We start from the raw sequence: 26,215 nt of genomic DNA, 5'->3' as shown, positions 1-26,215 counted from the left end.
TAGTTCATCCGGAGATTCACCAGAACCGCGAGAGGCCCGTCGTTGAGGGCGGGGAGGGGAAGCTTACGGCCAGCAATGTCCCCTGTTCGCATCGCCTGCGTTCCTTGTCCGTAGGCTGCTACGCAGTTCGCCCAGCAGGCGCAGGTGCTGTGCGCGACGACGGAGCAGAAGAGGGCTCTTGGCAAGGCCGACTGCAGAGTATGCGAGCGGCCGCGCTGCAGCGGCGACCGCGGCAGCGCCGGCGTGCTGTGGTTGAACGGTCCTCTGCGGAGTCGCCGCGGCGCACTACGCCTGGCGTCCTCCGGGCCCATCTCACGCGGCCGGCGGGGCTCGACGGGCCTCGGCGTGGCGGCAGCGCCGCGTATAGAAAGAGAGCAGACCTAGGCCACCCGCCAGCAGCGCATAGGTGGAAGGCTCAGGCACGGCCGGGACATCCGCACTGACATCGGCGTGGAGGGTCAGGAACAGGGCGTGGTCGAGCAATTGGTCAGACCGATTGATCATCGTCGTCGAGATAGAAGCGGAGTGCTCCCAACTCTCGGCGAATTCGTCGGTACTGGTGCGGGTACCTGTGCTCCCGATGTTTTCGAACTCCGAGGGTTGGTCAATCGCACGGCTGTCGATGGAGGCGCTGGCCGAGGCCGTCGTGTATACGCCATCGAGCACCCCCGCATCGGTCGCCCTCACAGCGACGTCGACTGTGACGATGAGCTGGGTGTTCGGCTTCAGCAAGATGCCCAGTTCCCCGGTGGGAGGTTGCAAATAAGGGACATCGCGATAGGTGTACAGCTGCGACAAGAGCTCGCCGCGTCTCCACAGATTGCTGCTCACTTTGCCGCCCGACAGGGGATCGAGCGAGGCCACCGCGCGCAACCCCGGGCGCGACAACTCGGCAGTCAGCGGCGCCATGAACTCTGACGAGCTGGAACCTTTTTGCAACCCTTGCCTGTCCGGGTATGCCAGCAAGTCGGCCCCGGTCGCATCGCTGAACGTCTTGCCGAATCTGTAGCCCGCCTCGACCCCGTCGTGGCGGTCGAGGTCGATCACCTCGAACCGCAAGTTCGACCACGAGGCGGACGCCTCGACTGGCGCCGCAGCGGCGCTGCCCCAGCAGCACGCCAGGAGGGCAAGTGCATCCACCAGGCGCAGGCGACGCGGTGCCCCGAATTAGGCAACAGGGTCAGGCCTTAAATTTGAAGTCCCGCCCCGTCCTCGAACATTGCACCGTGCCCCACTTCAGATTTAAGGCCTTGACCCCGTCTCGCGGACGAGGCGAGGCAGAACAGTTAGGTCGACCAGGAATTGGACGAGAGCGTTTTCCAGGACGCTGGCCTGGGCGGCGCCTGAGAGGGTTGCTGGCGCAATTCGCTGCTGGTGCCGGTGTGCGCAGCGCTTGCCTGTGTGCTCTGGGTGCTGCTGTGGGCCGCAGCCTGGCTGGTGGCGCTGGCCTTCACCGGCGTTGAACCGCTGTTCGCCACCCGACACGCGGCTTTCTATCTGTTCTGGTTCGCGGCACTGACCATCACCTTTGTCAACGCCGCCTTCCGGGACGGCCGCGAGACCCGCTCGTTCCCGGACTGGATGGCGCAGTCGCTCTCGCTTGCCTGGTTGGCCATGCCAGCGCTCGCGCTGCTCGGCGACTGGGGATTGGGACAGCGGGTCCCCCAGCACGGCTGGACCGAGGACCGGCTGTGGGGCGCCGTGGTGGGGCTGTTGGTCACGCTGTATGCCTTCGGCTACGCCGCTTCGGTGCTGATGCGGCGGCGGGGATGGATGGCGCCAGACCTGCCATTAACGTCGTCGTGGCCCTGACGCTGGTGGCCGTCGGCGCGGCACCGGCGAAAGCCTGTGGAAATGACGATCATCCGGCGGCCGCCTTTGACAGCCACTGAGTCAGCCCGTCGAGGATCTCCAGTTCGGCGCGCAGTTTCTCGCGAACTTCGTCAAGGAGATCTATTTCTTGCAGTCGACCGTGTAGCTGCCGGCACTGCTGCACGTCTTCCATCGCGATCGCGATGTCCACACGCGCTGCAAGTGCCCGCACCTTGTCCTGTACGGAGGCCTCGCCCCAGTGCTTTCGGAGTGCCGTATCGAGGACTTTCGCGGCCGCCCGGTCGTCGTTTCTGAAGTTGCAAAGGATGCGCGCGTTGTCGATGGCCTTGGCGAGACCCGTAAGGGTGTCGGAGCCGCCGTAGTCGAGGTGAGCAGGTTCGTCCCGCTGGATGAAGATGAGGCTGTTGCCCGACGGGTCGATCACCGTGAAGCGGCTCTGTCCCGTGCGAAATCGGGTGATGCGGGGCAGGCCGCGCGAGGGCACCTTCCCGTACCTTGCGCGAAGCGCGCCGCTGAACGATCGATGGTAGGACGCCACTGCGTCCACGATGACCAGGCAGCAGCCCGAGTGTTCCTCGTGCGGATCCAGGCCCTTCGGTGCCCTGCCGAAGTGAAGCTGGAAGCCGCCCAACTTGAACACCATGTACAGGTAAGGCTGGGTCATTCGATAGGTCGTCTCGAAGCCGAGCGCGTGATAGAAGTCGAGGACCGCTTCGGGCGACACGCAGGGAAGGACCGGAATCGTTGTTTCGTTCATGAGAGGGAGACAGTGAGCCGGTGAGGGACCGACCGGCTGAGCGGCGCAGGACTCGCGGAAGCAGCACTCGGGCCGAGAGCGCATGTGTCCGCTGCCCTCATCCAAGCGAGACAATAAGCGTTCCTCGACCCGAGACACTTGAACAACAGTTCAGCATTGAACGATATGGTAGGGGTGACACACGGTTGTCGCACTTTTCTGAAGGCGGTTTCAAAAGCGAAGTGCAACACTCCCTCCCCCGCAGAGTGTTTGCATGACAAGAACTTATCAACAGTTGGGTCCCGAGGAGCGTGGGGTCATCATGGCGATGACCCAGCAAGGCAGCAGTGCGCGGGCCATCGCCAGAGCGTTGCAGCGCGCACCGAGCACAATTAGTCGTGAACTGCGCCGCAACGGGCACCAGCCAGCAAACGGTCGTGCCCTGCTGGGGCGTCCGCGGCTGCGCCCGGGCTATGACGCGGTGCACGCTGGTGCGCGAGCGCGGCGGGTGCGCCGACTAAGTCGCCCGGCGCGCAAGCTCCACCGTGGCAGCGCGCTTTGGCGCGAGGTGCGCGGGCTGCTCCAGCAATGTTGGTCGCCGCAGCAAATCGCCGGCAGACTGCAGCAAGAATACCCAGGACGACCTGACTTGCACGCTTCCCACGAGACGATTTACCAGGCGATTTACGCGATGCCGCGCGGCTCGCTTCGCAAGGAGCTGGTGGCACTTCTGCGCCAGGGCAAGGGCGCGCGCAAGCCGCGTGCTCGCGGGCAGGACCGGCGCGGCTCGCTCACCGACATCGTGAGCATCCACGTGCGCCCGCCCGAGGCCGATGAGCGGTTGCTGCCCGGCCACTGGGAAGGGGACCTGATCAAGGGCGCCAGGAACAAGTCCGCGGTAGGCACCCTGGTGTGCCGCAAGACGCTGTTCGTGATGCTGGTGAAGATTGAGGGCGCCACCGCGCTGGACGCACTCCACGGCTTCGAGCTGGCGTTCTCGCCACTGGACCCCGAGCTGCGCAAAACCTTGACCTACGACCAAGGCAAGGAGATGGCGCTGCACAAGAAGCTGGCCGAGAGCACCGGGCTGAAGATCTACTTTGCCGACCCCCACAGCCCGTGGCAGAGAGGCATCTGCGAGAACACCAATGGATTGCTGCGGCAGTACCTGCCCAAAGGCACGGACCTGAGCGGCTCCAGCCAACGACAACTCGATGCCATTGCCTGGAGCCTGAACACCCGCCCACGCAAGACGCTGGGCTTCCGCAGCCCCGCCGAAGTCTTCTTCGAGGATTGCTTCCAGCGCAACATCGACATTAATCCTGTTGTTGCACTTGGGCTTTGAAACCGCCCTCTCGTCCAGTTCCTCGTCAATCCAACTGTTCTGGCCCGCCTCGATCGCTCGGCCCGTCCTTGTACTGCGCAAGTTCGCCATGGCAGCCTCGGGCCGTCCCGTACTGCCAAGTTGCGACACAGCACCGTACTCACAGTGAAATCCCATCGGCTCGGCGCCAACCGCTCATAGAAGAGGCGAAATTGTGGGTAAAAGCAAGCCGGTCAAGGCGCCGTGTCTAGACGCTCACGCATCAGCGCAAGCGGCTGCAGCACGCCGCCTCCAATGGAACGTGTCATGTTGTCTCCCTGTCGCCGTCACCTCAATGGCACCGCTCCTTCGGAGGATGACCTCCGCATCAAAGATGCAGAGGTAGCGAGGGCGGCCGCCGAGCGTCTGCTGGCGATCGATATGCGCTGCCGGCCTGCGCTGCGCCGTGGTCCCGCTGGGCACGTAGGAGCGGTGTTGTAGGAGCCGACGCGCGCGCTCGGCTCCCTTGTGGGCACGACGGGCCGGCTTCGGCGAGCGGGGCGCGTGACAGCCGTGCGGCACACCCCTTCGCCGCTGCCGCCGCTGCGTAGGCGCCGACGGCAGCTGACCGTGGACACCTACGTGAGCCGTCCCCGCACTCGCGATCGCGTGGCGCCGAGGTGACAGTCACCTCCGATTACAGCAAGCCCGCCGTTGCAGAGAGAACAATTCCCACGCTGGTGCGCCGAACACGACGTGAGAATCGTGCGCGGCGGCCCAGATCAACAATACGAAATGAATAGGGATCGTTACACATGTTGAAGAAATCTCTGGTGGGCCTCGCCCTGTGCCTCGCACTGCCCCTCGCACACGCTGACAAGGGCAGCCTGCGTTATAGCAACCTGCAGGTGTCGCTCGAGGATCTGGACACGACCGACAGCTACCAGCCGGACCAAGAAGGCGTTGATCGGTTGCTCGGGAACTGGCCGGATGGGGCGGGCTCGGGAGGATATATCCTGGGTGGTGGGCAACTCGCGTCGCTCAATCCGCCGGCGGGCGTCACCCGCGACTCGTTCAGCGCTGCGGGCGCGCGAGGCGATCTCAGCGCCGACGGCTCGACGGGCACGCTCCAGTCCTCGATAGACGTCAGCAACCCGACCAGCTATCAGTCTTTCCTGTTCGCACTCGGAAACTCGGAGGACCCGGCCGAAATCGCACTGGCGCCTCATACGCGCCTGACGGTGTCCATCGATACCGAGGCAACGGGGGAGATCACGGCAAAGTGCTGGGCCGGAAAACGCTGCTCATCCTGGGACATCTCACCGGCGCTTTGGCTCAACGTCTGGACCGCATCCGGAGAGGCCGGCAGCTTGTTTGCCAATCCTTGGGACTACTACGAGGTCACCCTCAGCAATGAGACCGTCACCTCTTTCTCGCGTTTCGAACAGCTGAGCATCACCTTTGAGAACAACACCGATGGCTGGCTGTACGCCACGCCGTACAGCTCCTTCCATTTCGTGGGCGCTGTCGCCGCCGTACCGGAACCGCAGACGTGGGCTTTGACCCTGGCCGGCCTTGCCGCGCTGGGGGGGGTGGCACGCCGGCGCCGGCAACAGGGGTGACCGGGGGCGACCAGCGGTCGCTTGCCATGAAGTCGACGACCTGAAAGCTGAACCGCTCGCGGCCCTAGCGGCGAAGAGCGGCAAGCGTTCGGGGAAGTCATCGCGGAGGACATCCAAGTGCAGGGACTACGACCTCGGTGGAGCTGGCCCGGCCCTCGCCGTTGTGACGCGGATCAGTCCTCCCGCTGAGTCCGCTTGGCCCGCCCTGCGGCGAGCCAAGGCTGCGCGCATCGCGGCCGTGACCTGCTCGGTTTCTGCAGACCACTGGGAGGTTGACGCTGGTTTCACCGGTATCGACTCTGAGACCGATCACCTTCCCGGTCCCTCTGTGCGCACGGCCTCGCGGGCGAACTGCCGGCGCAGAAGTGCAAGGGATGTTCCTGCACCAAGGGAAGCCGCGTGACTTCCACTGACACGAATGAAGGTGGCGCGAACCCCGTTGCATGACTACTGTTCCTGTGCGGCCCATGTCCGCGTACAACACAGGAGGTCGGGATGCAGCTCTTTTCATGGAGGTCGGTGCTAGACATCCTGCTTGCTGCGAAGAGGACCGCAGCCGGGACTCACCGCGTTGCGAGCCGGCTGGCCGCGAGTGCCGCGGCGGCGCTGGCCGTCACTGCAGTGCCCGCAGAACCCGTGGCCAGCGCCTCGGTCGGCCCGTTACAGTTCGAGGTCGCCGACCTGCGCCCGGACGACGGCCAGAGTGCCTGGTACCGGTTGGACCGGACCCGACGCCCTTCCCGCCAGCCACTCAGTGAAGGTTATTGGGCGACGTCGACGGTGGAAGTCCGTGAATGGCACCATCCCAGAGACGAAGCTCACCCCGCCCTCCAGGAAACCAGGTTTGACGGCGCGTTCCTGGTTCCGATGTCGGTGTCGCTCGCGGACCAGCGCAGCAGCGCTATGGCGACCCTCACCGAGTCGGGCCTGTCGGTGACGAGCCGAACGCGCAGTTTCGGGTCCACCGATGCCCTCGCCTTGGTCCGGCTCGATCACTTCGACTACGCAGCGCCGCCGCCGGGCTATTTCGGCCTGGAGCTGGCACCCTACGCCGCCTTGACGCTGTCCTTCGAGGCCCAGTTGCGTGTTGCCGATGATGGAATGACCGCGGGTGAAAAAGAGTACGCATGGGCACATGTCTTCTTTGATTTCAACCCGGCTGGCGACGACCCCGCGCAGTGGTCCGAGCTGCGCCTGCGGTCGCACAACACCGGGGGCCCCGATCTGCTCGAGAAGTCGGCGACGATGTCGTTCACGCTCACCAACGACAGCGACGCCTTGATGAACGGCCACATCTCCCTGTCCGCATCGGCATTGACGATCATCGGCCCCGCGCCCATTCCGGAGCCCAGCAGCCTTGCGCTCGCGCTGGCCGGTGGGCTCCTGTTGATCGTCTTGCGTCTCAAGGCGGCCCGCTCTGCGTCGCCCTGACCCCTCCGGGTGAGAAGCGGGCCAGGCGCTGTGGCCACCTCATAGGCCGGGCACCACCACTGGAAAGCGACGGCCGAATGCGACACGCATCCCTGTCCTCCTGGACGTTTTCAGCAAGGGATCAGGCGGTCCCAGGTCTCATCCAACACGGGAGATCAAGATGCAGCGTTTTGAATGGAAAGCCACGCTCGGAATCCTCCTCGGTGGACGGCGCGACGCATCCGGCAGGCCCCGCGCAGCCACTCGAATGGCAGCAGGGGCCGTGGCGATGCTGGCTGTCACAGCGGTGCCTGCCGAGCCGGTGGCCAGCGCCTGGGCCGACCCCTTGCAATTCGAAGTTGTCGACCTGCGGCCGGGCGACGGTCAAAGCGCCTCGTGGCGGCTGGACCGGCGCCGTGCACCCAGGTCGGGCGAGTTCTGGGCGATTTCCGAGGTCATGGTCGAAGATCGGCACCATCCCCTCGATGGCTATCCTGCACACCAGAAGAACAGCGCTGACACCGCCTTCCTGACTCCGATGTCGGTGTCGCTCGCCGACAGCCGCAGCAGCGCGACGGCCACCATCACCGCGTCCGGTCTGTCGACGACGAGCCGAACCCGCAGCTTTGGGGGCACCAAAGCCTCCGTGTGGAGCCATGTGGCGAAGGGCACAGACCAGCCGAGGCCGCCAGACTTTTTCGGACTGGAGTTGGCACCCCACACCGTCTTGACGCTGTCCTTCGAAGCCCGGTTGCGCATCGCCGATGCTGGGATGACCGAGGGTCACAACGAACACGCGAGGGCGTCCCTCTACTTTGGGTTCAACCCCTCACCGAGATTCCCGGCTGACCTTGCGCAGCATCAAGAGTTGCACCTGGAGTCGCTCCACATCGGTGAGCCGGATCTGCTCGAGAAAACATCAACGATGTCGTTCACGATCACCAACGAAAGCGACGCCTTGATGAACGGCGAGATCGATCTGACCGCAGTGGCGTCGACGGGCATCGGGACTGTACCCAGTATTCCGGAGCCCAACACCCTGTTTCTCGGGCTGGCCGGTGGGCTCCTGTTGATGGTCCTGCGGCGCGCAACGAGAAGGAGCTAGGCCAGACGAACAACGGCTCCGTGCATTTGCAGGAACTCGACGAGCCGGCGCGCTTCCTCTTCGGAAGGAAGTCGGACACGTTGAGTACTTCCATCAAGCACAGCATCAGTGGTGCGTTTGGCTTCCCCAAGACTCAACTTGGCAACGGAGCGCAAAGTGCTGGTGCAAGCGACCTTGTTGAACCCTCGCTCCCAGCCCGTGATCTCGACGGTGTACATGTTCGACCTAACGTTCAACGTGCGCGGCATGACCGGGCTGGTCGGCAACTGTCCACTCGATGGGGGGGTTAGCCGTCATGGTGCCTGCGCAATGCCTCGAGCAGCTGCACGCGATCTTCTTCGGGGCCTAGCACCATTGTTTCTATCGTCGGCTTCCGTACCGGTTCATCGACCTGCGGCAGGTTCTTGCCGACGTACTTCGCTGTCTCTGAGAGTGCGTTGCGGCAATAGGGACTGGAGATGCACTCCCACGCAGTGGTGATGGCGAGCGACACGAAAGCGGAGAAATCTCCTTTCCCACTCGCGTTCCGTCCGGCTTTCACAATGGATGAGCCACCCTGAAAGTGCAGCAGTTCCACAGGCATCCCGTCAACAGCTATGCCTGGCACAGCTCCGACGTGCTTGGTCGGCTCCATTGAAGCAAGAAGACGGGCGAAAGCCTCTGGGCCTATCCTTGCGTCATCTCGATCCGTGAGCATGGGCGAAGGCTCGAACTGGCGCCAAATCATGGCCCGCGCATTCACCACGGAAACGTGACCGTCGGCGAATGTGATGCATACCTCAGGATGAAAGGAGGGCTGCAACAGAAGGCGGACGGCTTCTGTTGCGCTTGTGCAAGCCGGGTCTCGCTCGAACGAAGGAAGTCCCATGCAGCGGCAAATTGCCTCGGGCGTGTAGGCGTCGGTTCGCATATGGCAGCTAACGTTCGACATGAGCGGCGCTGTTAGGCGCCCGCTCGATGGGAGGGTTGGGCGTCTGCATGCCAAGCAGGCAAGGTTTCACGGCGGCTTCTCCAAGCTGCTGGAATTCCATCAGATCCGACGAAGGACGCAACAACCCCCCCTACGATCGCACAGATGGTGTCTCGATCACCGCCACCGCTAACGGCCAACCACATTGCATCTTCGTAACGAGTCAAGCGCTGGCTACAGCACCACAACGCAAACGGAACAGTATCTTGTGCGGACATCCCAGTCCCGTTCCCGAGGATCGATACCGCGAATTGAACCGACTCGGCACTCCGGATCGATTGTGCCCTCGCCAGTTTGGAGCGAACCTCACTCGGTGCGAGTAGGCCGATGACACTGTCGAGGAACTCTTGATGTGATGGCAGCCGGCCGGCACCGGCAAACCTTGTGGCCTGGGCGGCAGCGATCGCGACGGCTACCGCGCCGGCAATGCCTTCGGGATGAGCATGCGTGACCTCAGCGGATAGAGCGGCCTGCGCAGCGGCAACGCTCAGATCACTTGCAAAGAATGCGCCGAGAGGCGCTGCCCGCATCGCAGCCCCGTTGCCCCAAGAGCCTTGCCCTTCGAAACTGCTGCTTGCGACGTCGCGCCAGTGTTCCCCACAGCGAATACGTTCGAGTACCCGGTGCATCGAGGGGCCATACGCTCGATCGTAGCTGTAATGGAGTGCGAGGCTTTTCGCTAGCGCATCCTGGTCGATCTCTCCGTATTTCGCCAGCACATCGACGACGGATAGAGACATCTCCGTGTCGTCTGTGAAGTACCAAGGTGCTTCCGGCAAGCTTTGGTTGACCAGGTGTTGGTCACTGAAGGACGGCTGAAAAAAACATTGGCCAAAGGCGTCGCCGATCGAGAGACCCTCTAATGAGAGCAGCGCTTGGGAGAGAGAGTTCATGACCGCCACAAAAGGCTCAACTTGTTATAGATGTCATTTTGCCGTCTACCCACTCCAAGCCGGTCAACCGCCACCTCCCCAAGAGAAGCCCGCAGCACCTACCGGCACGACCTCGTGGCGCGGTCAAACCTCTTCGCCTCAAACGGGACGGGAGTCAAACCGCCACCGGCTCGCTCCTCGTGGATTTCAACGCGGCAGCTGCCAGCGTCTTCGTAGTACGACACCTTGTAATGACGATCGGACTGGGGTGTGAACGTCGACGGCGCCTGACAGTTCTTCACGTAGTCTCCTCGATCATGCCCCGCCACGATGAAGGTCAGCGGCTGACTGGCTTCAATCTTGAAAGTGGCTCGACCGTTCTCGCCAATGCCACTGGACAAGACGCCTTTGCCGCCATCACGACAATCGTCCTGCTTGTAAATGGCGACCCCGAGCACCCGTTTCGCCGGTGCATTGACATTGATCACCGTCATCGTTGCCTGAGGAGCAGAGGCAGGCGGTTGATACATCATCGACGAGCAGGCGCTCAGACAGGCGACGGCCATGCTCGCGCTCAGCAGCGTCATCCTTCGCTGGAATGTCATGACTCGTTCCACAGATTGAGTGGAGGGATCGTACTCCACGCCATTGCAGATGGAGCTACATCAGCCGTGAACGAGTCCGCACATCCTACTGATTTGCGGCAAACGACTTCGCCCCCCAGGGTGGCCCCGCACCCACTCTGTGGTTGGCCCCGTATTGATCCTGTCGTGGACGGATTGCGAGGCAAGAGTCGTTGCCGATACGTCTCTCGCCTCTCCATCGCCACACCTTACTTTCGTAGAGGTGTTGCTCCTCAGACTTCAGCCCGTCGACCATTCCCCCGGCGAACGCCGATCGGCGCCTTGGCTTACTGGTTGTACCAGGTGTGGACCCGCGAGGCACCGCTTTGGGCCAGGTAGTTCTGCAGGTCCTGATCGGTACTGAGCGCCTGCCTTTGTCCCGACTGACGGTCGGTCATCACCAACTGATTGCCCAGACGTTGGCCGGTCACCAGGTGGCCGATGCCAGCATTGCGCTCAATGCCGAGCGCGAACTGTGCGCCGTCCGGAAGCTGCGGCAGGCTGGCGGCAAGCGATCGGGGTGAGCCCTGGCGATGGTGCACCGTGCCGTTATTGCCGTTTAGACGGGTCAGCGCATCGGTGAATTCTTGAGGTTGCATACCGTGCGCGCTGATGTGCTGGATCTGCTGCTGCGTCAGCCCCAGCGATTGCACAACCTGCTGCTCCGACCAGCCAGTCATCGCCGCGATCGTGTGGAGGCCGCAGTCGTTGTGCGTGCCCGCGTGAAACGGCGTCGTCTGCGGGGGTGCCGGCTGCTGCGAATGGTTCGTGTTGGAAGCGCCATGTCCGCTCGTGTAGTGGTGCCCGCGCGTGCCGAAGGAAGGGTCCGAACCGGGCAACGCTGCGCGCAGGGGAGAGGCATTGCCGCGCGCTGGAGAGTTGCGAGTCGTCAGCTGGCTGAGTGGCCCTTGGTTATGCGCAGGCTCGCGCGTCTGTGTACTGGCCGAGCTCTTCGGCGTGCTGGCCGCGCTGTCGGAGGGGAGCGGGCTGGCCCCGTTGGGGGAGGAAGAGACTTTCATGGGATCAATCGCTTTCCATCGGGAGGGCGCCGCAGGGAGACGAGCACCGGTTGAGGTGCCCAATGATGTGGATCCGAAGGAAAGTCGGGTGTCAGGAAGCCGAAGCGAGTTACGGAAATGCGATGGAAGTGCAGAGCCTGTGGCGCGTGCGACAGTTCTTCGGCCCGGATCGGGACGACACAAGGCGCTTACCGCTGCTGGGGCCTGAACTGCCTGGTTGCCATTGAACTGAAGATCGACCGCTTCGAACCCGAGCACTTGGGCAAGCCGAACTTCCATTTGGAAGCGTTGGACCGTGACGTGCGAAAGCCGCACGAAAGCCGCACGGGAACCGAGCCATCGGTCTCCTGCTGTGCCTCGTCGAAGGACAGAGAGCTCGTGGAGTACGCACGGAGCCACACGCTCTCGCCTGCGCTTCATCGGCGGTCCGCGTCACCTGCCACCCCTCCCAGGTTGGCATGATCGCAACCGCTCGATATCGTCCTAATCGTTGTGTGGCATCACAAAAAATAAAACGCGCCACCAACCCGTGCCACACCGCGCCCAGGGACGCGGGAAAGGTCACCCCCGTGACCGGCGCGCACCCATTCCCCCCACACGTGCCCCTTCCGCTGTAGGCCTTCACGCGCCTGCAGAGGAAGAAGTGCGTGCGCCTATCCACAACATTGAAGGACCATCATGGGAGTAAATACGATCGATAACCAGTGGGCTCGCTACACGGCCGGTTTCGCGCTTGCGGCGGCCTGCGCCTTGTCCGCCTGCGGAGGCGGCGGATCGGATTCGAACGAGGCCGCTGCGGAAGCCGAGTCGAATGGCCTGTCATCCGACTGGGCCGGTGCGCTCAGCGTCGAGGCGGCGGCGGCCGCCGGAGTGCCACGAGGGGGCTATCAACCCTGCACCCAGGACAACGAGTTTGCGCTCGTGGCAGGCGTGCCGAACGACTATGAGCAAACGCTGGTGAACCGGCACGTCGACTGCCGCATGGCCGACAGCAGCGAGTTCAAGGTCTACGAGTACATCCAGCCCGACCCGAACAGCGGCCATGTCGAGGTGGAGATCGGCACCGCGCGCGTCAGAACTCAACTGGCCACCTATGGCAACAGCAACGTGCTGGCCAAGACCTACCGGTTCCGGATGCAGGTCATCGAGTTCACGCCGAACCCGAACTACAGGGGCACGAACCCCCGCCCGGACATCCAACTGCGCCCGCGGGTGTCATGTGCCTCCGGGTACAACAACAGCACAGCACAAGGCTGCAGCGAAACACCTATCGATGTCGTCGCCAGCACCAAGACGCTGAAGCAGTGGGGCCCGCAACAGGAGATGACCGTCACCTTCTCGTGGACGAAAGACCCAAACACCAAGAGCGATTGGGAGCAGTTCCTCGTCTACATGAACAACTTCCGGTACACCCTGAAGGGAACGCCTTACGCAGCACCGTTGAATCCCGGCGGCGATCCGATCTACAACGATGTTCCCTCTGGCCTCAGCTACCCGCCCGCGCTGCGGTGTGACCGTGGGGTGGCTCAAAGCGGGACCAAGGGGTGCGTGTTTACCGACGCGGCCCCCGTGTATGTACTGGACCGAGCAGACACGACGCTCACGGAAGCTGCCGAGCACATCTATGAAGCGCAGAACCACCCCGACGATGCTGCTCGCTCACCAGGGAAGTTCCAACTGAAGGCCGGCACCCGCGCCATCCCAGCTGACGCGGTCAAGGGGATCAACGCCTTGCAGCGGGCGAAGTCCGAAAGGGTTCGCGCAGAAAATCGTGAAAGGTCATGCCAAGCGAGCGACTCGTTGTTCCTCACCCGGTTGCCCCTCTATACCTCGGCAAGCTGTGCCGCCAACCCTGCGGGCTGCCAGTGCGACGAGTATCCGTTCGCATCGACTTGGAACGGGGGCGCGTTCAATCCCGATCGCACCTCTGCCAAACGCATCAACGGTGCCCACAACAACGCGGCCGGCGGCGGCAAACTGACCAACTGGTACCGAACGGAGCGGGTACTCGACCACTCCTTCGCCGATGACCAGCAGACGCCTCCGGGCCAACTCCCGACCCACGTCGCAGGCGACGAGTTCTGGGTTCACATTCAATAATCCAGGGCCGTAGAAGCGCTGCTGCGGTTGTCGCCTGCAACACGACCGCAGCAGCCCATCCCATGAACAGGAAAAGACGATGAATGAACTGTGGGGACGACTGGAATCCCTGTTCGAGGCCCATGCGCCCACGTTGTTGCCCACCCTCCGTCCACCGGCCTCGGCACAACAGATCGAGGCGGCCGAGCGGACGATGGGCATCAGCTTTACCGAAGACCTGCGCGCGGCGTACCTGCGCCATGACGGCGCAGCGGATGAGACGATGGAGCACCGCCCCTTCTTCTTTCACTATGGCGCCTGGTGCAGCCTAGAGCGTATGTTGGAGAAGTGGCACTCGATGTGCGATCTGGTGGCGTCTCTGAAGGACGAGCCGGGCGGAGACGATCAGTTCCCGGTGGAAGATGACTCCTGGGCGGACCTCGAGGTGCGCCCGGAGTACTGGAACCGGCACCGCATCCCGGTGAGCCGCACCAACACCATCAACTCTCTGTACGTAGACTTGCAACCGGGGCCCGCAGGGGTGCGGGGGCAACTGCTGCAAGACAGTGGGGCCGGTGAACCGCTGGTGATCGCCCGTAGCCTGAACGAGTACCTGGGCACGATGGCTGACCGCATCGAGCAGGGACTCCTGGCCTGGGACAACAACAAGGGGTGGGTCAACGCGAGCACGGGCACGACCGTGCTGGAGTGGAAATCCATGTGGGGCCGGTGAGCTTACGGCGGCCGCGTCCGCCGATACGACACGCAAGCCAGCGGGGGCATCAGCGCAGCCGAACGAGCATTGGCGGGTAAGCCGCTGGGAGTCCGCGCTTTCAGCATTCGGGCGGAGAAGTTGTCGATAATTCCCCCGAAAGCACCTTGCAAGGCAAAACTCGGTACCGCTTGTTCAGCAAGGCGAGCCTCCACGCCCATACCGCCGACTGGGAGGTGAGCCATGGCTCACCGTCTAGACCTTTCTACAACTACCGCACAGCGAGTGCAGCTTGCGGATCGCGTCGCTTTGAGCTCAAGGGTGCCTACGCAAACTAGATGCCGTGCGAAAAGTGTCGACGGCCCGCGTTGAGCTTCTGCATCTAGTCCGCGGTCGTTGAGCCCTCGAACGGGGGGCCAGATCGCCCATCCCGTCACGGTGTGACGAAGCAAAATGCTGGATCTCACCAATGGCCTTCATTCATGCTCGACGCTGACGATCTCCTCTTTCGGCCTGTAAGCCTGCTGCTTGTCGTGCTCCGTGCGTGCTGGTGGCTTGCATGGGACTTCTGCGTCCAAACCATCGGGTGGTCGATTGGGTGGGCCGTCTATCGACTTCTGACACTCGGTCGCTTCCCGTCGGAGGGGGTCTTCGATGCCGACGAGGCAAGCGGGGGAGTTGCGCTGGTCGTGGAGGTCACGGGCCTTGCAGTGCTCGCAAGCGCCATTTGGTACCTCTCAGGACAATGGCCAAACTAGCCGGCCCGTTGGATGCGGCCCGGCGGAAGGTTTTTAAGATTTGCGCTGTAGGCGCCGTTCCGATGCTCATGATCAAAGCGATTTTCCGTCCGTTCCTTTTATTGGTTTGCATGCTCGGCTCCTTACACAGCCAAGCTCAAAGCAATCTCGTGCTTCCTCCTAACGAGAAAGTGGGCGGCCTTTCCCAAGCCGAGTGGTCCCGCGCTTGGTGGCAGTGGGCTGGCTCGTTTGATCAAAGTGAAAGTCCAGTCGCTGATCGAACCGGGGAGTTGTGTGATCGCAAGCAGCGTGGTGAGGTGTGGTTTCTGGCGGGGACTTATGGAACACGACGCACCATCCGCACCTGCAAGGTGCCACGCGGCAAGTACTTGTTCTTTCCGTTGATCAACTATGTCGTCATGCCTCGGCTTGATACGCCCATCAGCTGCATGGCCGTGACGAGGACTGCCGCTTCGATGACCGACGAAGTCACTGCCCTCGTTCTCGACATCGACGGCACTCGGGTACCGAACCTGGTTCACCATCGCCACGCAACCAAGGGATGTTTCGACCTGGGCGCGCTGGCAGAGCCAAAGATGCGGGTCTATCCTTCTGCCGCCAACGGCTACTACGTGATGCTACGACCGTTGAGCCCCGGAAGGCACACCCTCAACTTTGGCGGCGCCTTGCCCAGCATGCTCCAAGCCGTCACCTACACACTTGACGTTGAGTGAACAGGCAGTGACACGCTCCCTCATGCTGGTGCCCAGCGATCAGCAGGAGCGCGACGCCCGCTGCTTCTCAAACATTGGCCGGGCGTGGCCCGCGAGCTGATCGATGTGCGGGTCTTCCGACCGCAGTGAGAAGCGCGTCCGTGCCACCTGGCGTGGCGACAATGGCAGTACCGCTGCACGGAAGATGCTGAGTCGGTGAGCGAACTCGACGCCCCGAAGGGCACGCAACTCTTCTGGTTCCAACCGCGCGTCCTCTACAACGCCCTCTGGGTGCCGCTGCCGCCGGCTGGCTGACTGCTGTCGTCGATGAGGGCAGCGGCGCTCGCGATGAGCGGCCTGTCGTTGCTCAGCCTGATCGCGAACGCCCTGCACTTGCGCTCCACGGCATGACGCCCCCGCGCGCTCACCGTCCGTTCTTGCGGTGACGCACATCCTGCAAGCTGCAACCCTTACCAACGTTCACGAAACCTCGAGCGCGGTTGCGTTCCTGCGTGGATATGCTCGCCGGCATCCCAGCGGGGAACAGGTCGTCGTGCGTGAGCCATCCGTCCGTCTTTTGTTTTGTATTGCACCCACTGGCGCCATCGCAAGCGTCCTTGAATCTATGTTGTCGCCTGGTTTGAGCTCGCCAGCGCGAGGAGGTCGCGCCTTGATCCCCACCTAAAAGGAAAATCTCATGGCAGCCATCACCCACGTCACTCAACCCAACATCCTCCTGTTGAACGGCCCTCTTCTCGAAGGCCCGCTTCGACTGGCCCAAGGGCTCCGGAATCGTCTCAGCGCCGGGGCCAACGACCAACAACAGACCCAGCAGCTCACGATCCGCTCCGCGCAACCTCTGGCCACCACCGCGCCGCGCACGGCAGCCCCATGCCAGCCGGGTTCCGGCCCGGACTTGAGGACGGAACTGACGGGGACCAGCCCACGCCAACTCGACCTGCAACTGGCGCGTATGTCGAACGACGCCTACCAGGTGGACGCCGGCAACGGAACCCAGTCGGAGAAGAGCCTCGAGGACGCAGGCTGGAAACGCATGAAGCCGGTGGACGGGGCGATCGGATGGCTCACCGATGGCGCCGGGCACACGCTCAACATCGACGCCGGGCGGCTCAACGACAAGGCAAGCGGGCTCCAGGCCGCCATCTATTGCAACTCCAAGGGGCAGTACGTCGTCGCTTACGCCGGCACCGACCCCGGCCAGTTCGCCGACATCAAGGCCGACGGGGCGCAGGGCCTGGGCATCTCGTCCAGGCAATACAACCTGGCGGTGCAACTCGGCAAGGATGTGCAAGCCCAGGTGGGCGAGGGCAACGTCGCGTTCACGGGCCATTCGTTGGGCGGCGGACTGGCGGCCACCACGGCACTGGCCACCGGGGAAAGGGCCGTCACGTTCAATGCGGCAGGGGTGAACAACGAAACCATCCGCAGCCTGGGCATCGGCAACCCCAACGACGTGCGCGAGCGGGCGGCGACCGACGGCAGCATCAGAAGCTATTCGGTGGACGGCGATCCCTTGACGACGGTGAGCGAGCTCACGGCCCCGAAACAGCTGGGCGCGCAGTGGCATGTGGCGAGCACCAAAGACGGTGTGGGCCTGAAAGATCCCACCGACCTGATCCAGCTCCACGGTGGCGGCGGCGACGACAACCGGGTCTACGTGACCAGCTTGGAAGACGGCGTCGTGAAACCGGGCGTCGTGCTGAGCCCTTATACCGAAACGGCGATCCAGCTCGGAGGGGGACTGCTGACGCGCGGCGTGTTCAATCTCGTGTCTCCGAATGCGCGCACGGCAGGGCTCACGCAACTCGGCCATGGTGTGACGACCTCGGTGGACTTTGGTCGTGATCTCGTGCAGATCGGCAAACGCACCGGCCGTGACCTCGAGGACATGGCCCAAGACCCGAGTCCCCTCGACAGTTTCACCTTCAACGGCATCATGGCCGACACCGCCTTCGATGTGGTAGGCAGCTTCGGCTTGCGCGCTCAGCAGCTGAGCGGGCGCACCGTCACCACCCTCACCGACAGCGTCGGGGCCGACATCCGCCTCTTGGGTGGTGACAATGCCGTCAGCAACGCGACCGCCAGTTTCGTCGAGAACACCGGCAACACCGTGCGCAACGGCATGGAGACGTTCGGCGAAGGGGTGCAGATTGGGGCCGACAAGGTGGGAGACTTCGCGGCTTGGGGCGGCAAGACGGTCGACAACGTCGGGCAGTCGGTGACGAAGCGGCTCGTGGGCTTGTTCAGCTGATCGACCCTCGCATCGGGAGCGGCGGCGTCAGCACTGGGTTGGCCGGCGCGGTGAGGCGCTGATGCCCTGGGGCTCGATATCAGCCTAGTTGCTTGGCAATGAGCAGCCTTGAACTTCAGGTCCTGGCCCCGTCCGGAACGTAGCAGCGCCCCACGTCAAATCAAAGGCCTCACCCCGTTTTGCCTCGACTGTCCGTCGAGGCCATAGAAAAAGGGCCACCCCTTGCGGCGTGGCCCTTCCGGCTTTTCAGCCGCGGTGGGTCACTCGAAGCAGCAGGCCAGCATCTGCAGGCAGCACTCCAGGTCGCCGCAGCACGAACCGGCCGCCCATGCAGCCGCGGACGCGCCGAGCAGCGAGACCACGGCGGCGAGTTTGACGATCTTCGATTTCATTGCGAACTCCAAAAAAGTTGAGAACAACATCAAGCCACGATGGGTTCACTGAGGAGGTCGCCAAATATCGGGAACGGCTTCGTCGGCCGTGACGTCGGCGTAGAGAAAGTCTTGGACTGCTCCCAGTGAGGGCGGGAGCGTCAGCTGTGCCGGCAGGACCGCCTGCGCCGGACAGGCCTTGCAGTCCGCTGCGATGCACATGGCAAGGTCTTGACAGCCGTCGCAACAAGGGGCGTAAGAGCGCGCCACTGCTGCGCCGGCCTGCAGGGCAAGCAGGAAGGCGAAGACGCAGGCAAGCAGGCGGCGCATTCGTCGAGTCTACCGGGTCGCAGCAAGGGCGGCGACTGATGCCTCGGGTTGATCGGCGCCCTGTCGACCGACTCTTCCTCACTTCAGCGTGAAGGGCGGCGCAGACCAGGGGCAGAGGGGGCACGTCAGGGCCAGGCCTTGAATTTGAAGTTCCGCATCTCGCCCGGAACCTAGCAGAGGGGTGGAAGACCTTGGTTGGCCAGCCAGTGAACTCGGATGCGTCTTTCGAAATGTCTCCGCAGCTCAACAGTACGTTGCGGACGTCATGCGCGAGTGCAGTCTCGCCGCGAAACATCAGCACGAAACGGACAAGCGCGCCCGAGCACTGGCATCCCGGGAGTCGCTAGCACATGAGGTTGGACCAGAGCAGTGCAAGCACTCGGGGTGTCATCGTCTGCGCGTGAGAAACAGTGTCCTGTGCCGAATTCATCACTATGAACAGATCCAGAATGAAGTCTGTCCGTTCCAATAGGTCGAGCGCCACAGGCACTTTCCGTCGTGGCATTCAGCTGCCGTTCGCCGCTCCAACGCCTCCGGCAGAGTGGGGCTAGCTCGGGGCGGGGAAGTCCCTTTCGTACCTTAGCAGCACAGGTAAGAATGGCCATGAAAGCTCCCCACGGATGCGGTTCACCCGAGAACCTCAGCGACTCTCTTGATCGTCCCTTTGTCCCATGAGCCGAGCGCGACGTACTCGCCATTGGGCGAGAACTCGACCCAACAGGGGTGCTCGATCTCATAGGCGCCAAGCAGACTGAGCGACCTCGATTCGAAGAAGGCGGCGCGTCCCCGCTGAACAGTCGCCAGGATGCGCCCGTCAGGGGACCAAGCCAGAGAGTGATTGGTTCCACCGTACTCAAAGTTCGATGTGGCAAGGATGCGCGAAGTCTCTGCTTCAACCACATCCAGAGCCACCTCGCCGGTGGCAAGTTGGTGAAGCACGGCAAGGTGGGTCGCCTCTGGACTGGGCGACGCTGCATGGACGTTGCCCCACGGGCCGCGCACCATGGTCTCCTCGTTGGAGGAAAAGGGCCACCTGCGCACGATGACTTCGCTTGGCCTGGGCGCTTGCTCCCCGACTGCCTTTGGCTGCCGCACGTAGACGAAGGTATCTCGCGTGTGGTCGCATGACAGCCAGACCATCATCGCGTTCTCATGGTGTTCTCTAAACTCGGACACGCCGGTCACGAGCGAGCGAACGACAAGTTCTCCGTCCCAGCTTCCGTCAACAACGAATTGGCCACACGGTGAGATCAATGCCTGGCAGCCCTCGCTCGTAGCGCCCAAGGTTGGGAGATGGCGCACTTCAAGCGATGGAAGATTGACGATCGCGAGTTTCCCGGCGGTGTTCTTGACCACCGCCTGCTTGCCGTCCTGCAAGAGATCAATGGACGAAGGGTGCGAGAACGGGCGCACCTTGCCGACTTTTGTGTGGCCATAACCAGACCAGAGATAAACAGCCCCGCCCAAGACAAGCACGAGATCTGTGCTTGGAACGAAGCGAATTTCGAAAGAGGTACCAAGTCGGGGATGACGGGACGGACGCATTCGTGTGGCTCGTGATGTCAATCAGATGGTAGAAGTACGCCGATCGTGGGCGCACACCTGCGCGCTCTGCTGGAGCGCCGACTATTGGTGACACAACGAGCAGTGGCTGCCCGATGACTTTTGGCACTAGCTCAAGCCCAATGTCAGTAAACGACGGCCGTTGAGCCTTTCGCTCCGCGGTCTCCGCTGGCGTTTGATACACCGCCATCGGGTCCAGCGCCTCTAACGCTGCGGTAAGAAAAGCGTCGAGCGGCGCAAGCGTCGTGCGCGCTGACGCCATTGCGACAGCACATGCCGCTTGCATGCGATCTTCATCGACACGCTGCCTCGAAACCCTTTGCGCCGTTGTGATGACGTCCCGCCAATGGGGAGTCGCCACTGCCTCTGCCAGACTCATGGACGGCTGAGCAGGCCGCGGCGGCGAGGTCACTTGCGCAGCTGCTAAAGCTCCTACCAATAACTGCAATGCGAGCTTGATCTCGGGCCAGTATGAGTTGATGGAGGACATGCGGGACGGGTTCAACGACCAAGCGCCCGCACGAGCGAGTGCTTGCTGACGCTTCCAATCGGTCGTGCTGACCCCGACCTCCATCGTCTGGCACCGCTCACAGGATCACTGTGACCAAACGCCTTGATCGCGTGAAACCGCGTCAATTCGCAATGGTCGCCTGCTCTGCTGCAGCAAGAGCCGCTCTTCCATCGAGGGTCCTGCCCAGAAGGACGAGAGCCGTGCCGTCGAACTCGAAGGACACGACGTTCGTCGTCGGGTCGCCATTAAACTGCCGGACGATCGGCGCCGAGTAGGTCGAACTGCCCTGCTTGATGGTCGCAACAAGGCCGAGCAACATCTGGCCGCGCGATAGCAGGTCTTCGAATTCATCTTCAGACTCAGCCGTGATGGCTAGTTGAATCGGCGCGGTCATGCACGTGCTCCTTGCTTCGCGGACTTCCCATAGGCAGCGCAATGCTAGTGCGACAGCGTCAGTTTGCGGGCGTGCATCTTCCGCGGTATCAGGAACGCCGTTGTGGGGGACACCCTGTTGACAGACACGCGCGACATGATGCTGCACTCGCTGTGCGTTGCATGAAGAGCGGGCGCTGAAAGGCGGGCTGGCTGCTGACGAAATGAAGGTGAGCACTTCATTTCGGTAGCGTACCCTTCCATAGCGATACCGCGGGCGTATAGGTGCCGACGTCGGCAAGCAGGGGCAGCCTGCCCCTTACCTACCGGGCGGGTCAAGGAAGTGAAGAACCGCTGACGCTGGTCCAGCGCCCATACGCCTTCAGGGCCAGGTCCCGCACCAGCTGTTCAAACGAGATGCCCGCCGCACGCGCTGCGTCGGGATAAAGGCTGGTGGCGGTCATGCCGGGCAGGGTGTTGGTTTCCAGTAGCGTCACGGTACCGTCCTCGCCAACCAAGAAATCTGAACGCGACAGGTCGCGGCAGCCGAGCGCCGCATGCGCGCGCACGGCGATGTCCTGCACCGCGGCATAGGCCTGGGCGTCGATCGGCGCCGGAATCACGTGCTCGCTTCCGCCCACCGCGTAGCGATGCTCGAAGTCATACCAGCCGCCGATCGGGCGGATCTCGATCACCGGCAAGGGGACCATCGCGTCGAGCTCGAGCACGCCGGCGGTGATTTCGCGCCCGTTGATCCGCTCCTCCACCAGCGCCGCCGAGGAGACGCCATAGCAGTTGCGCAGCGCCTCCTCGATTTCGGCCGGCTGAGTGGCGAACGCGACGCCGATCGCCGACCCCTGATCCACCGGCTTGACCACCGCGCCCGAGGGAAACTGCTCGAACAGGTGTTGCGCCGCCTGGCGCACGTCCGTGTCGTGCCGCGGGAGCAGCATGTCTCGCGCGACGGGGAGACCGACCGCGCGGTACAACTGCTTGGCCACGTACTTGTTCATGGCGCAGGCCGACGCGCACACGCTGGAGCCCACATACGGCAGGCCCAGCACCTCGAGGAAGCCTTGAAGTGTTCCGTCTTCGCCAGGGGGTCCATGGAGGACCGGGAACACCACGTCCGGACGGAACTGCGCAAGCCGCTGGTATAGCTGCTGTCCATCCAGCTCGAACTCGTGTACCTCAGCAAAGCTGGCGCGCAGCGCTTGCGCCACTTCGTGAGCCGACTTGCGGGACACGCCCGCTTCTGCCGAGGCGCCACCGCAGATGACGGCGATCCGAAGTGCGGACGGTGCCGGACGTGAAGGTTCCATGTTGTGATGACCCCGAAAAACGGCGCCCGGATCTATGGGCGCGCAGTGGAAACGGCTCGCAGGCCGCTGTCGAAAACAATCGTAGCAGCGTTGACCGCCTTGTTCGGCGCCATGCAAGCGACCGTCTCGGCCCTGTGCCCGTGGTGACCCCGGGTCCGTCGGGAACGTGTCGCCATGGAAAACAGTGGTCGACCCACATTTGTTCTTGCGAAAGGAAGTGCGGTCACTAGAGTCAATACAGGTCGCACAGGAACTGTTCAGTTGTTCTGCGCTGCAATCCCCTGCCCGTTGCAGCGCGGTGCTCGATGGGTCGTTTTGGGCTCATTGAACTGGAGGAAACGCGTGAACAGATTCATCACGCGTTCATGTTCCGTTCGATGTCTTCAGGCTACCGCCCGGGGCGTCAGTGGCTGATGGTGCCGCTGCTGATGGCCGTGCTGGCCCGATATTTCCCGTTCGGCCTCCAGGCCGACATCTCGCCGTGCAACCAGGGTCCCGCTCACTGGGTTGTCTTTGGGATCAAGGCGTGCCCTTCGTCGTCGATCGCCTGAGTGTCGCCCCTCCACGGTCTAAGGCATCGAGCAGCACGGGAACCGTCCCTCTCGAAAGGAGCCCAGATGAACCATTTGTCTCGGTGCGGAGCCACTGCCCTGTTCGCCACCCTTGTCGCCTGGGCGCTACCGGCCCTGGGCCTCACGCAGGAAGAATGCGAGCAACAGGGCTTTGAACAGAGCGTTGCGGGTCACGTTCGAGCGCAACCGGTGTACGACGGTGTGCACCACCTCGACCTCTACCTTCCAGCGGGTGCGGCGAGCGCCCCCGCCCCGGTGCTCGTGTACCTGCACGGCGGCGGCTGGGGAGGCGACAACTGGCGGCTGACCTGCTTTGGGGCTTGGCTCATCAACCTGGTGCAGCAGGGGTTCGCGGTGGCATCCGTCGAGTACACGCCGGCCCAGCCCGTGCCGCCGACCCTCGGCGGCAGCGCCGAGAACGTGGTGCGGCAGGTGCGCGAGGTCAAGCACGCAATCCGTTGGCTCAAGTCGCAGGCGGCGGTGTACCGGCTGGACGTCGACCGTGTGGTGCTGGCCGGCGGCTCGGCGGGCGGTCATCTGGCGGCGCTGGCCGGCCTGACGTACGGTGAACCAGCCTACGAGCCTGAACACGCACCGCCGCAGCATGACGCCCGCGTGCATCTTGTCTTCCCGAATGCAGGGGTCTATGACATCGGCACCTTCAGCGATGGCTGGGGCACCCCGTTGGTCGCCGAAGTGTTCGGCTGCTGGCCGACCAATATCGAGTCATGGCGCCCCTGCAGCGACACGACGCTCTACACCGCGGGCCCTATCCGCCATGTCGACCCGAGCGACCCCAAGGTCTACCTGATGCACGGGGACCTCGACCCCGTCGTGCTCCCCAACCAGGCGGACGCCTTCGCGGCGGTGTTGTGCGGGCAGGGCCGGCTCGCCCACTACACCCGCACGGTGTCGGACGAGCTTACCCAGTACGGGCACAACCTGGAGTACTACATGGCCAGCAATCCTTATATCGGCGGGATCCTGCTGGCCGGGCTGGCGGACCGGTTGACGCCCAACTGTTCTTGAGGCGACGGGATGGGCGGCGGCCGACGCCCACCCGCCAGATATCGAGGAAGGCTGACGGCGACGCCCAAGCGAGCGTGATGTACAGGCGTCGCACTTGAGATGCCCTACGGTGTCGTGGGATTGCGGCCCTTCTTTGCGAGCAGCTCTCCCTACCTGAATTTCGCACAGAACGTGATATTTGAATGACCGTTGTAGATTACTGGATCCCATCCACGTCCGGCGAAACGATTGCATACGTCACTGCCGCCAACCGCAGCGTTTACGTCTTCGACGTAATTTTCGCTGACATCAACATCGCCTAGTTTGGCGCAGTAGCGTAGGTTTGCCTTTCCATCGAATGCAAACTCTTTCCAACTCGATCCGAACGACGATGTACAGCTGATGTTGCCCGGCCAGATGCCTGCAATATCCACGACCCCATACGACGGCTTGGTGGTGCTCAGTTTCTTGCAAAAAACTATTTTTGACTTTCCGTCATAAGCAAAATCCTGCCAATCTCCGCCAAATGACGAGCAACTTCCTTGAATAAGCGCGCTCAGGTCCACCAAATACTGATCTGCATGCGCGCTCGACAATTGGCCAACAGTTAATGCTGCCAAGGCGAGCAGCTTTGATGTGCACTTGATATTCATACGTACTCCCGTGAGATCTAAACAAAGGAGGCGCACTCCCGTCGCAGACTCGCTCCGGAGAGGAAAACGCCTCCGTTGTTTCACCTGTTGGAAGATCGGTTCTCTGTCTCCTGTTCACTCGCTTCGGACTTGAGCAGTCTGATCTCACTTGCGGGGATTGAAGTCTTGCCTGCACCCTTCGAATGGACAATCCCGGGGCCCTTCAAACGGGGCCGGGAAGTGGTCGTATCGCGACGACGTAAAGCTCTCGCCGCTGCAGAAAGCTTTGCCGCCGACGTAACCCTCATAATCCCGGGCGAGTTCAACGGAGCGAGGAGCGCGAGTTCCACCTTCGCATGACGGTGCAGGAGAAGTGTGGAACAAGCGCGCACGTTTCACTCGCGATCGGCCCTCGCCTCGAAAAGTTTGCGCACAGAAGTGCGTAACCTTGAAAAAGCGAGCCACCTTGTTTACAAGGGGGCGGACTCCCCAAAGAGCTGCAACAAGGAAGCGACCAGCGTGTGTGAATGCCGATGTGGCCGGCAGTACCTCCCCGTTTCCCTCTTCGGGGTGCTTGTTGTCGTCTCGCCAATCGAAATGATTCACGCGCGAAGTAAGCGGATCCGCCAGATGAACACATCTCCCTTCCTTCGGGCTCCCGACGCCTTTTCGCTTTGCCTCAGCCAGCGCCCTGATGATCTGGTCATAGCACCATTCGAATCTGACTGGCCCAGCTGAGCAGCGGCGGCGAGACACGCCATCGGCCACAAAGATCTGAACATGCGTGGCGGAAACGATATCAAAGAAGGCGTTCCCGCCACTCTTCGTTTGTAGCCACCGCATCTAGAGTTCGAGCTTCCTCAACAACGTGCAGTGCACACGGAGCTATCGATGAACTCTTTGAAAGTAAAGGCCGCCGCCATTGCTACCTCTCTTGCCGCAGCCAGCGCGGTGAGTTTGATGAGCTTGCAAGCCCATGCCGCAGATTCGGCGGACAGCCAGGCCAAGACGGCACTCTGGGTCGTCATGGATGCCAAGAACGGGAGGGAAGATGAAGTCGCCAAGTTCCTGATCGGGGGCAAGGCCGTGGTTCTCGATGAACCTGCCACGAGCAGCTGGTTCGCGGTCAGGCTGAGCAAGTCCCGATTCGCGATCTTCGACACCTTCCCCAGCGAGGCCGGACGAGACGCTCATCTGAGCGGCAAGGTTGCGGCCGCCTTGATGGCAAAGGCGCCTGACATGCTGCAGCGTCCTCCGAGCATCGAGAAGATCGACGTCTTGGCCGCCAAGCTGCCGAACGCAAAGTAAGGTAAGGCGAAGCCGGAGCAGCGAGGCCCATCATTCTGCGACCCATGTAGATCACTGTGGGGATCACCGCACGGCCACTGCGACTCAATAGGGTCCGCGCGTTGATCGATGTGCCCGACTGCCGCCGCCTTGGAACGTCGCTGCCCTACCCATCGACGGTGACAGCGAGGAACTGCAGGCGGTCTGGTGTCAGTGCGTTGGACCGCGACGCTTACACTCC

25 protein-coding genes are annotated in these 26,215 nt (G+C 62.8%); 13 read left to right on the top strand and 12 right to left on the bottom strand.

Translation table 11 applies throughout. The features are described 5' to 3' along the window. Positions 1 to 312: 312 nt before the first annotated feature. Entirely contained in the window at positions 313 to 1,047 is a 735-nt protein-coding gene (locus AAW51_RS26225; protein WP_238947696.1) for a PEP-CTERM sorting domain-containing protein, read from the bottom strand. 333 nt (positions 1,048 to 1,380) lie between these two features. Here AAW51_RS26225 and AAW51_RS26220 point away from each other — a divergent pair, with 333 nt between their 5' ends. Beyond that, positions 1,381 to 1,812, top strand: coding sequence for a DUF4153 domain-containing protein (locus tag AAW51_RS26220; protein WP_169788086.1), 432 nt, complete (start codon positions 1,381 to 1,383; stop codon positions 1,810 to 1,812). A 49-nt stretch (positions 1,813 to 1,861) separates the two neighbouring features. Here AAW51_RS26220 and AAW51_RS26215 read toward each other — a convergent pair whose 3' ends face one another. Continuing rightward, the gene (locus AAW51_RS26215) at positions 1,862 to 2,590 is read right to left on the bottom strand and encodes a VOC family protein (protein WP_047196974.1); all 729 of its coding nucleotides are present in this window, start codon (positions 2,588 to 2,590) and stop codon (positions 1,862 to 1,864) included. 253 nt (positions 2,591 to 2,843) lie between these two features. Between AAW51_RS26215 and AAW51_RS26210 the strand changes: the two genes are divergently transcribed. The 4 genes from AAW51_RS26210 to AAW51_RS26195 all read left to right on the top strand — a co-directional run bounded on the left by AAW51_RS26210 (position 2,844) and on the right by AAW51_RS26195 (position 8,009). Further along, on the top strand, positions 2,844 to 3,914 hold the full coding sequence (locus tag AAW51_RS26210) for an IS30 family transposase (protein WP_047196973.1): 1,071 nt from the start codon (positions 2,844 to 2,846) through the stop codon (positions 3,912 to 3,914). A gap of 773 nt (positions 3,915 to 4,687) precedes the next feature. Continuing rightward, complete coding sequence (locus AAW51_RS26205) at positions 4,688 to 5,494, top strand: PEP-CTERM sorting domain-containing protein (RefSeq protein WP_047196972.1); 807 nt, start codon at positions 4,688 to 4,690, stop codon at positions 5,492 to 5,494. A 495-nt stretch (positions 5,495 to 5,989) separates the two neighbouring features. Further along, positions 5,990 to 6,925 carry a hypothetical protein gene (locus tag AAW51_RS30280; protein WP_157360066.1) on the top strand — a complete coding sequence of 312 codons (936 nt, stop codon included), beginning with the start codon at positions 5,990 to 5,992 and terminating at the stop codon, positions 6,923 to 6,925. Between the two features lie 160 nt (positions 6,926 to 7,085). Next, complete coding sequence (locus tag AAW51_RS26195) at positions 7,086 to 8,009, top strand: hypothetical protein (RefSeq protein WP_157360065.1); 924 nt, start codon at positions 7,086 to 7,088, stop codon at positions 8,007 to 8,009. Here the strand turns inward: AAW51_RS26195 and AAW51_RS30275 are convergent. From AAW51_RS30275 to AAW51_RS26180, 5 genes are all read right to left on the bottom strand, one after another. Continuing rightward, entirely contained in the window at positions 8,006 to 8,227 is a 222-nt protein-coding gene (locus AAW51_RS30275) for a hypothetical protein (RefSeq protein ID WP_157360064.1), read from the bottom strand. The genes AAW51_RS26195 and AAW51_RS30275 overlap by 4 nt on opposite strands. A gap of 68 nt (positions 8,228 to 8,295) precedes the next feature. Continuing rightward, a complete protein-coding gene (locus tag AAW51_RS26190) occupies positions 8,296 to 8,919 on the bottom strand; it encodes a hypothetical protein (protein WP_157360063.1) in 624 nt (207 codons plus the stop codon). A 32-nt stretch (positions 8,920 to 8,951) separates the two neighbouring features. Further along, entirely contained in the window at positions 8,952 to 9,872 is a 921-nt protein-coding gene (locus AAW51_RS29545; protein ID WP_083438597.1) for an ADP-ribosylglycohydrolase family protein, read from the bottom strand. A 98-nt stretch (positions 9,873 to 9,970) separates the two neighbouring features. After that, entirely contained in the window at positions 9,971 to 10,456 is a 486-nt protein-coding gene (locus AAW51_RS26185) for a hypothetical protein (protein WP_047196968.1), read from the bottom strand. Between the two features lie 305 nt (positions 10,457 to 10,761). Beyond that, positions 10,762 to 11,493 (bottom strand): hypothetical protein, encoded by a 732-nt coding sequence (locus tag AAW51_RS26180; RefSeq protein WP_157360062.1) that lies wholly within the window; start codon positions 11,491 to 11,493, stop codon positions 10,762 to 10,764. Positions 11,494 to 11,610: 117 nt separating this feature from the next. Here AAW51_RS26180 and AAW51_RS29540 point away from each other — a divergent pair, with 117 nt between their 5' ends. The 5 genes from AAW51_RS29540 (at position 11,611) to AAW51_RS28610 (ending at position 18,006) form a co-directional block, all read left to right on the top strand. Next, positions 11,611 to 11,955: a PDDEXK nuclease domain-containing protein gene (locus AAW51_RS29540; protein ID WP_083438596.1), complete on the top strand. Its 345-nt coding sequence runs from the start codon at positions 11,611 to 11,613 to the stop codon at positions 11,953 to 11,955. Positions 11,956 to 12,171: 216 nt separating this feature from the next. After that, complete coding sequence (locus tag AAW51_RS26175) at positions 12,172 to 13,593, top strand: NucA/NucB deoxyribonuclease domain-containing protein (protein WP_047196966.1); 1,422 nt, start codon at positions 12,172 to 12,174, stop codon at positions 13,591 to 13,593. Positions 13,594 to 13,672: 79 nt separating this feature from the next. After that, entirely contained in the window at positions 13,673 to 14,305 is a 633-nt protein-coding gene (locus AAW51_RS28620; protein WP_053013929.1) for an SMI1/KNR4 family protein, read from the top strand. 799 nt (positions 14,306 to 15,104) lie between these two features. After that, positions 15,105 to 15,755, top strand: coding sequence for a hypothetical protein (locus AAW51_RS30270; protein WP_157360061.1), 651 nt, complete (start codon positions 15,105 to 15,107; stop codon positions 15,753 to 15,755). A 676-nt stretch (positions 15,756 to 16,431) separates the two neighbouring features. Continuing rightward, positions 16,432 to 18,006: a Tle-like phospholipase domain-containing protein gene (locus AAW51_RS28610; RefSeq protein ID WP_053013927.1), complete on the top strand. Its 1,575-nt coding sequence runs from the start codon at positions 16,432 to 16,434 to the stop codon at positions 18,004 to 18,006. Between the two features lie 260 nt (positions 18,007 to 18,266). On the opposite strand, the gene AAW51_RS31140 is transcribed toward AAW51_RS28610, so the two are convergent. The 4 genes from AAW51_RS31140 to AAW51_RS26135 form a co-directional block, all read right to left on the bottom strand. Next, complete coding sequence (locus AAW51_RS31140) at positions 18,267 to 18,398, bottom strand: hypothetical protein (protein WP_256365048.1); 132 nt, start codon at positions 18,396 to 18,398, stop codon at positions 18,267 to 18,269. 936 nt (positions 18,399 to 19,334) lie between these two features. After that, positions 19,335 to 20,252 (bottom strand): WD40 repeat domain-containing protein, encoded by a 918-nt coding sequence (locus AAW51_RS30265; RefSeq protein WP_157360060.1) that lies wholly within the window; start codon positions 20,250 to 20,252, stop codon positions 19,335 to 19,337. A gap of 650 nt (positions 20,253 to 20,902) precedes the next feature. Continuing rightward, positions 20,903 to 21,175 carry a hypothetical protein gene (locus tag AAW51_RS26140; RefSeq protein WP_047196962.1) on the bottom strand — a complete coding sequence of 91 codons (273 nt, stop codon included), beginning with the start codon at positions 21,173 to 21,175 and terminating at the stop codon, positions 20,903 to 20,905. 313 nt (positions 21,176 to 21,488) lie between these two features. After that, positions 21,489 to 22,400 carry a D-alanine--D-alanine ligase family protein gene (locus tag AAW51_RS26135; RefSeq protein ID WP_053013926.1) on the bottom strand — a complete coding sequence of 304 codons (912 nt, stop codon included), beginning with the start codon at positions 22,398 to 22,400 and terminating at the stop codon, positions 21,489 to 21,491. A 380-nt stretch (positions 22,401 to 22,780) separates the two neighbouring features. Between AAW51_RS26135 and AAW51_RS26130 the strand changes: the two genes are divergently transcribed. Continuing rightward, positions 22,781 to 23,026 carry a hypothetical protein gene (locus AAW51_RS26130; protein ID WP_157360058.1) on the top strand — a complete coding sequence of 82 codons (246 nt, stop codon included), beginning with the start codon at positions 22,781 to 22,783 and terminating at the stop codon, positions 23,024 to 23,026. A 66-nt stretch (positions 23,027 to 23,092) separates the two neighbouring features. Further along, the gene (locus AAW51_RS28605) at positions 23,093 to 24,076 is read left to right on the top strand and encodes an alpha/beta hydrolase (RefSeq protein ID WP_083438595.1); all 984 of its coding nucleotides are present in this window, start codon (positions 23,093 to 23,095) and stop codon (positions 24,074 to 24,076) included. 149 nt (positions 24,077 to 24,225) lie between these two features. Here AAW51_RS28605 and AAW51_RS30260 read toward each other — a convergent pair whose 3' ends face one another. Then, complete coding sequence (locus AAW51_RS30260) at positions 24,226 to 24,708, bottom strand: hypothetical protein (RefSeq protein ID WP_157360057.1); 483 nt, start codon at positions 24,706 to 24,708, stop codon at positions 24,226 to 24,228. A gap of 939 nt (positions 24,709 to 25,647) precedes the next feature. Between AAW51_RS30260 and AAW51_RS26120 the strand changes: the two genes are divergently transcribed. After that, positions 25,648 to 25,995, top strand: a complete 348-nt coding sequence (locus AAW51_RS26120; RefSeq protein ID WP_047196959.1) for a putative quinol monooxygenase — start codon at positions 25,648 to 25,650, stop codon at positions 25,993 to 25,995. The last annotated feature ends 220 nt before the right edge of the window (positions 25,996 to 26,215 follow it).

It is taken from the genome of Caldimonas brevitalea (assembly GCF_001017435.1).
GTDB lineage: Bacteria > Pseudomonadota > Gammaproteobacteria > Burkholderiales > Burkholderiaceae_C > Caldimonas > Caldimonas brevitalea.
Note: the sequence above shows the minus strand (reverse complement) of the source record. Positions and strands in the feature narration are given on the sequence as shown.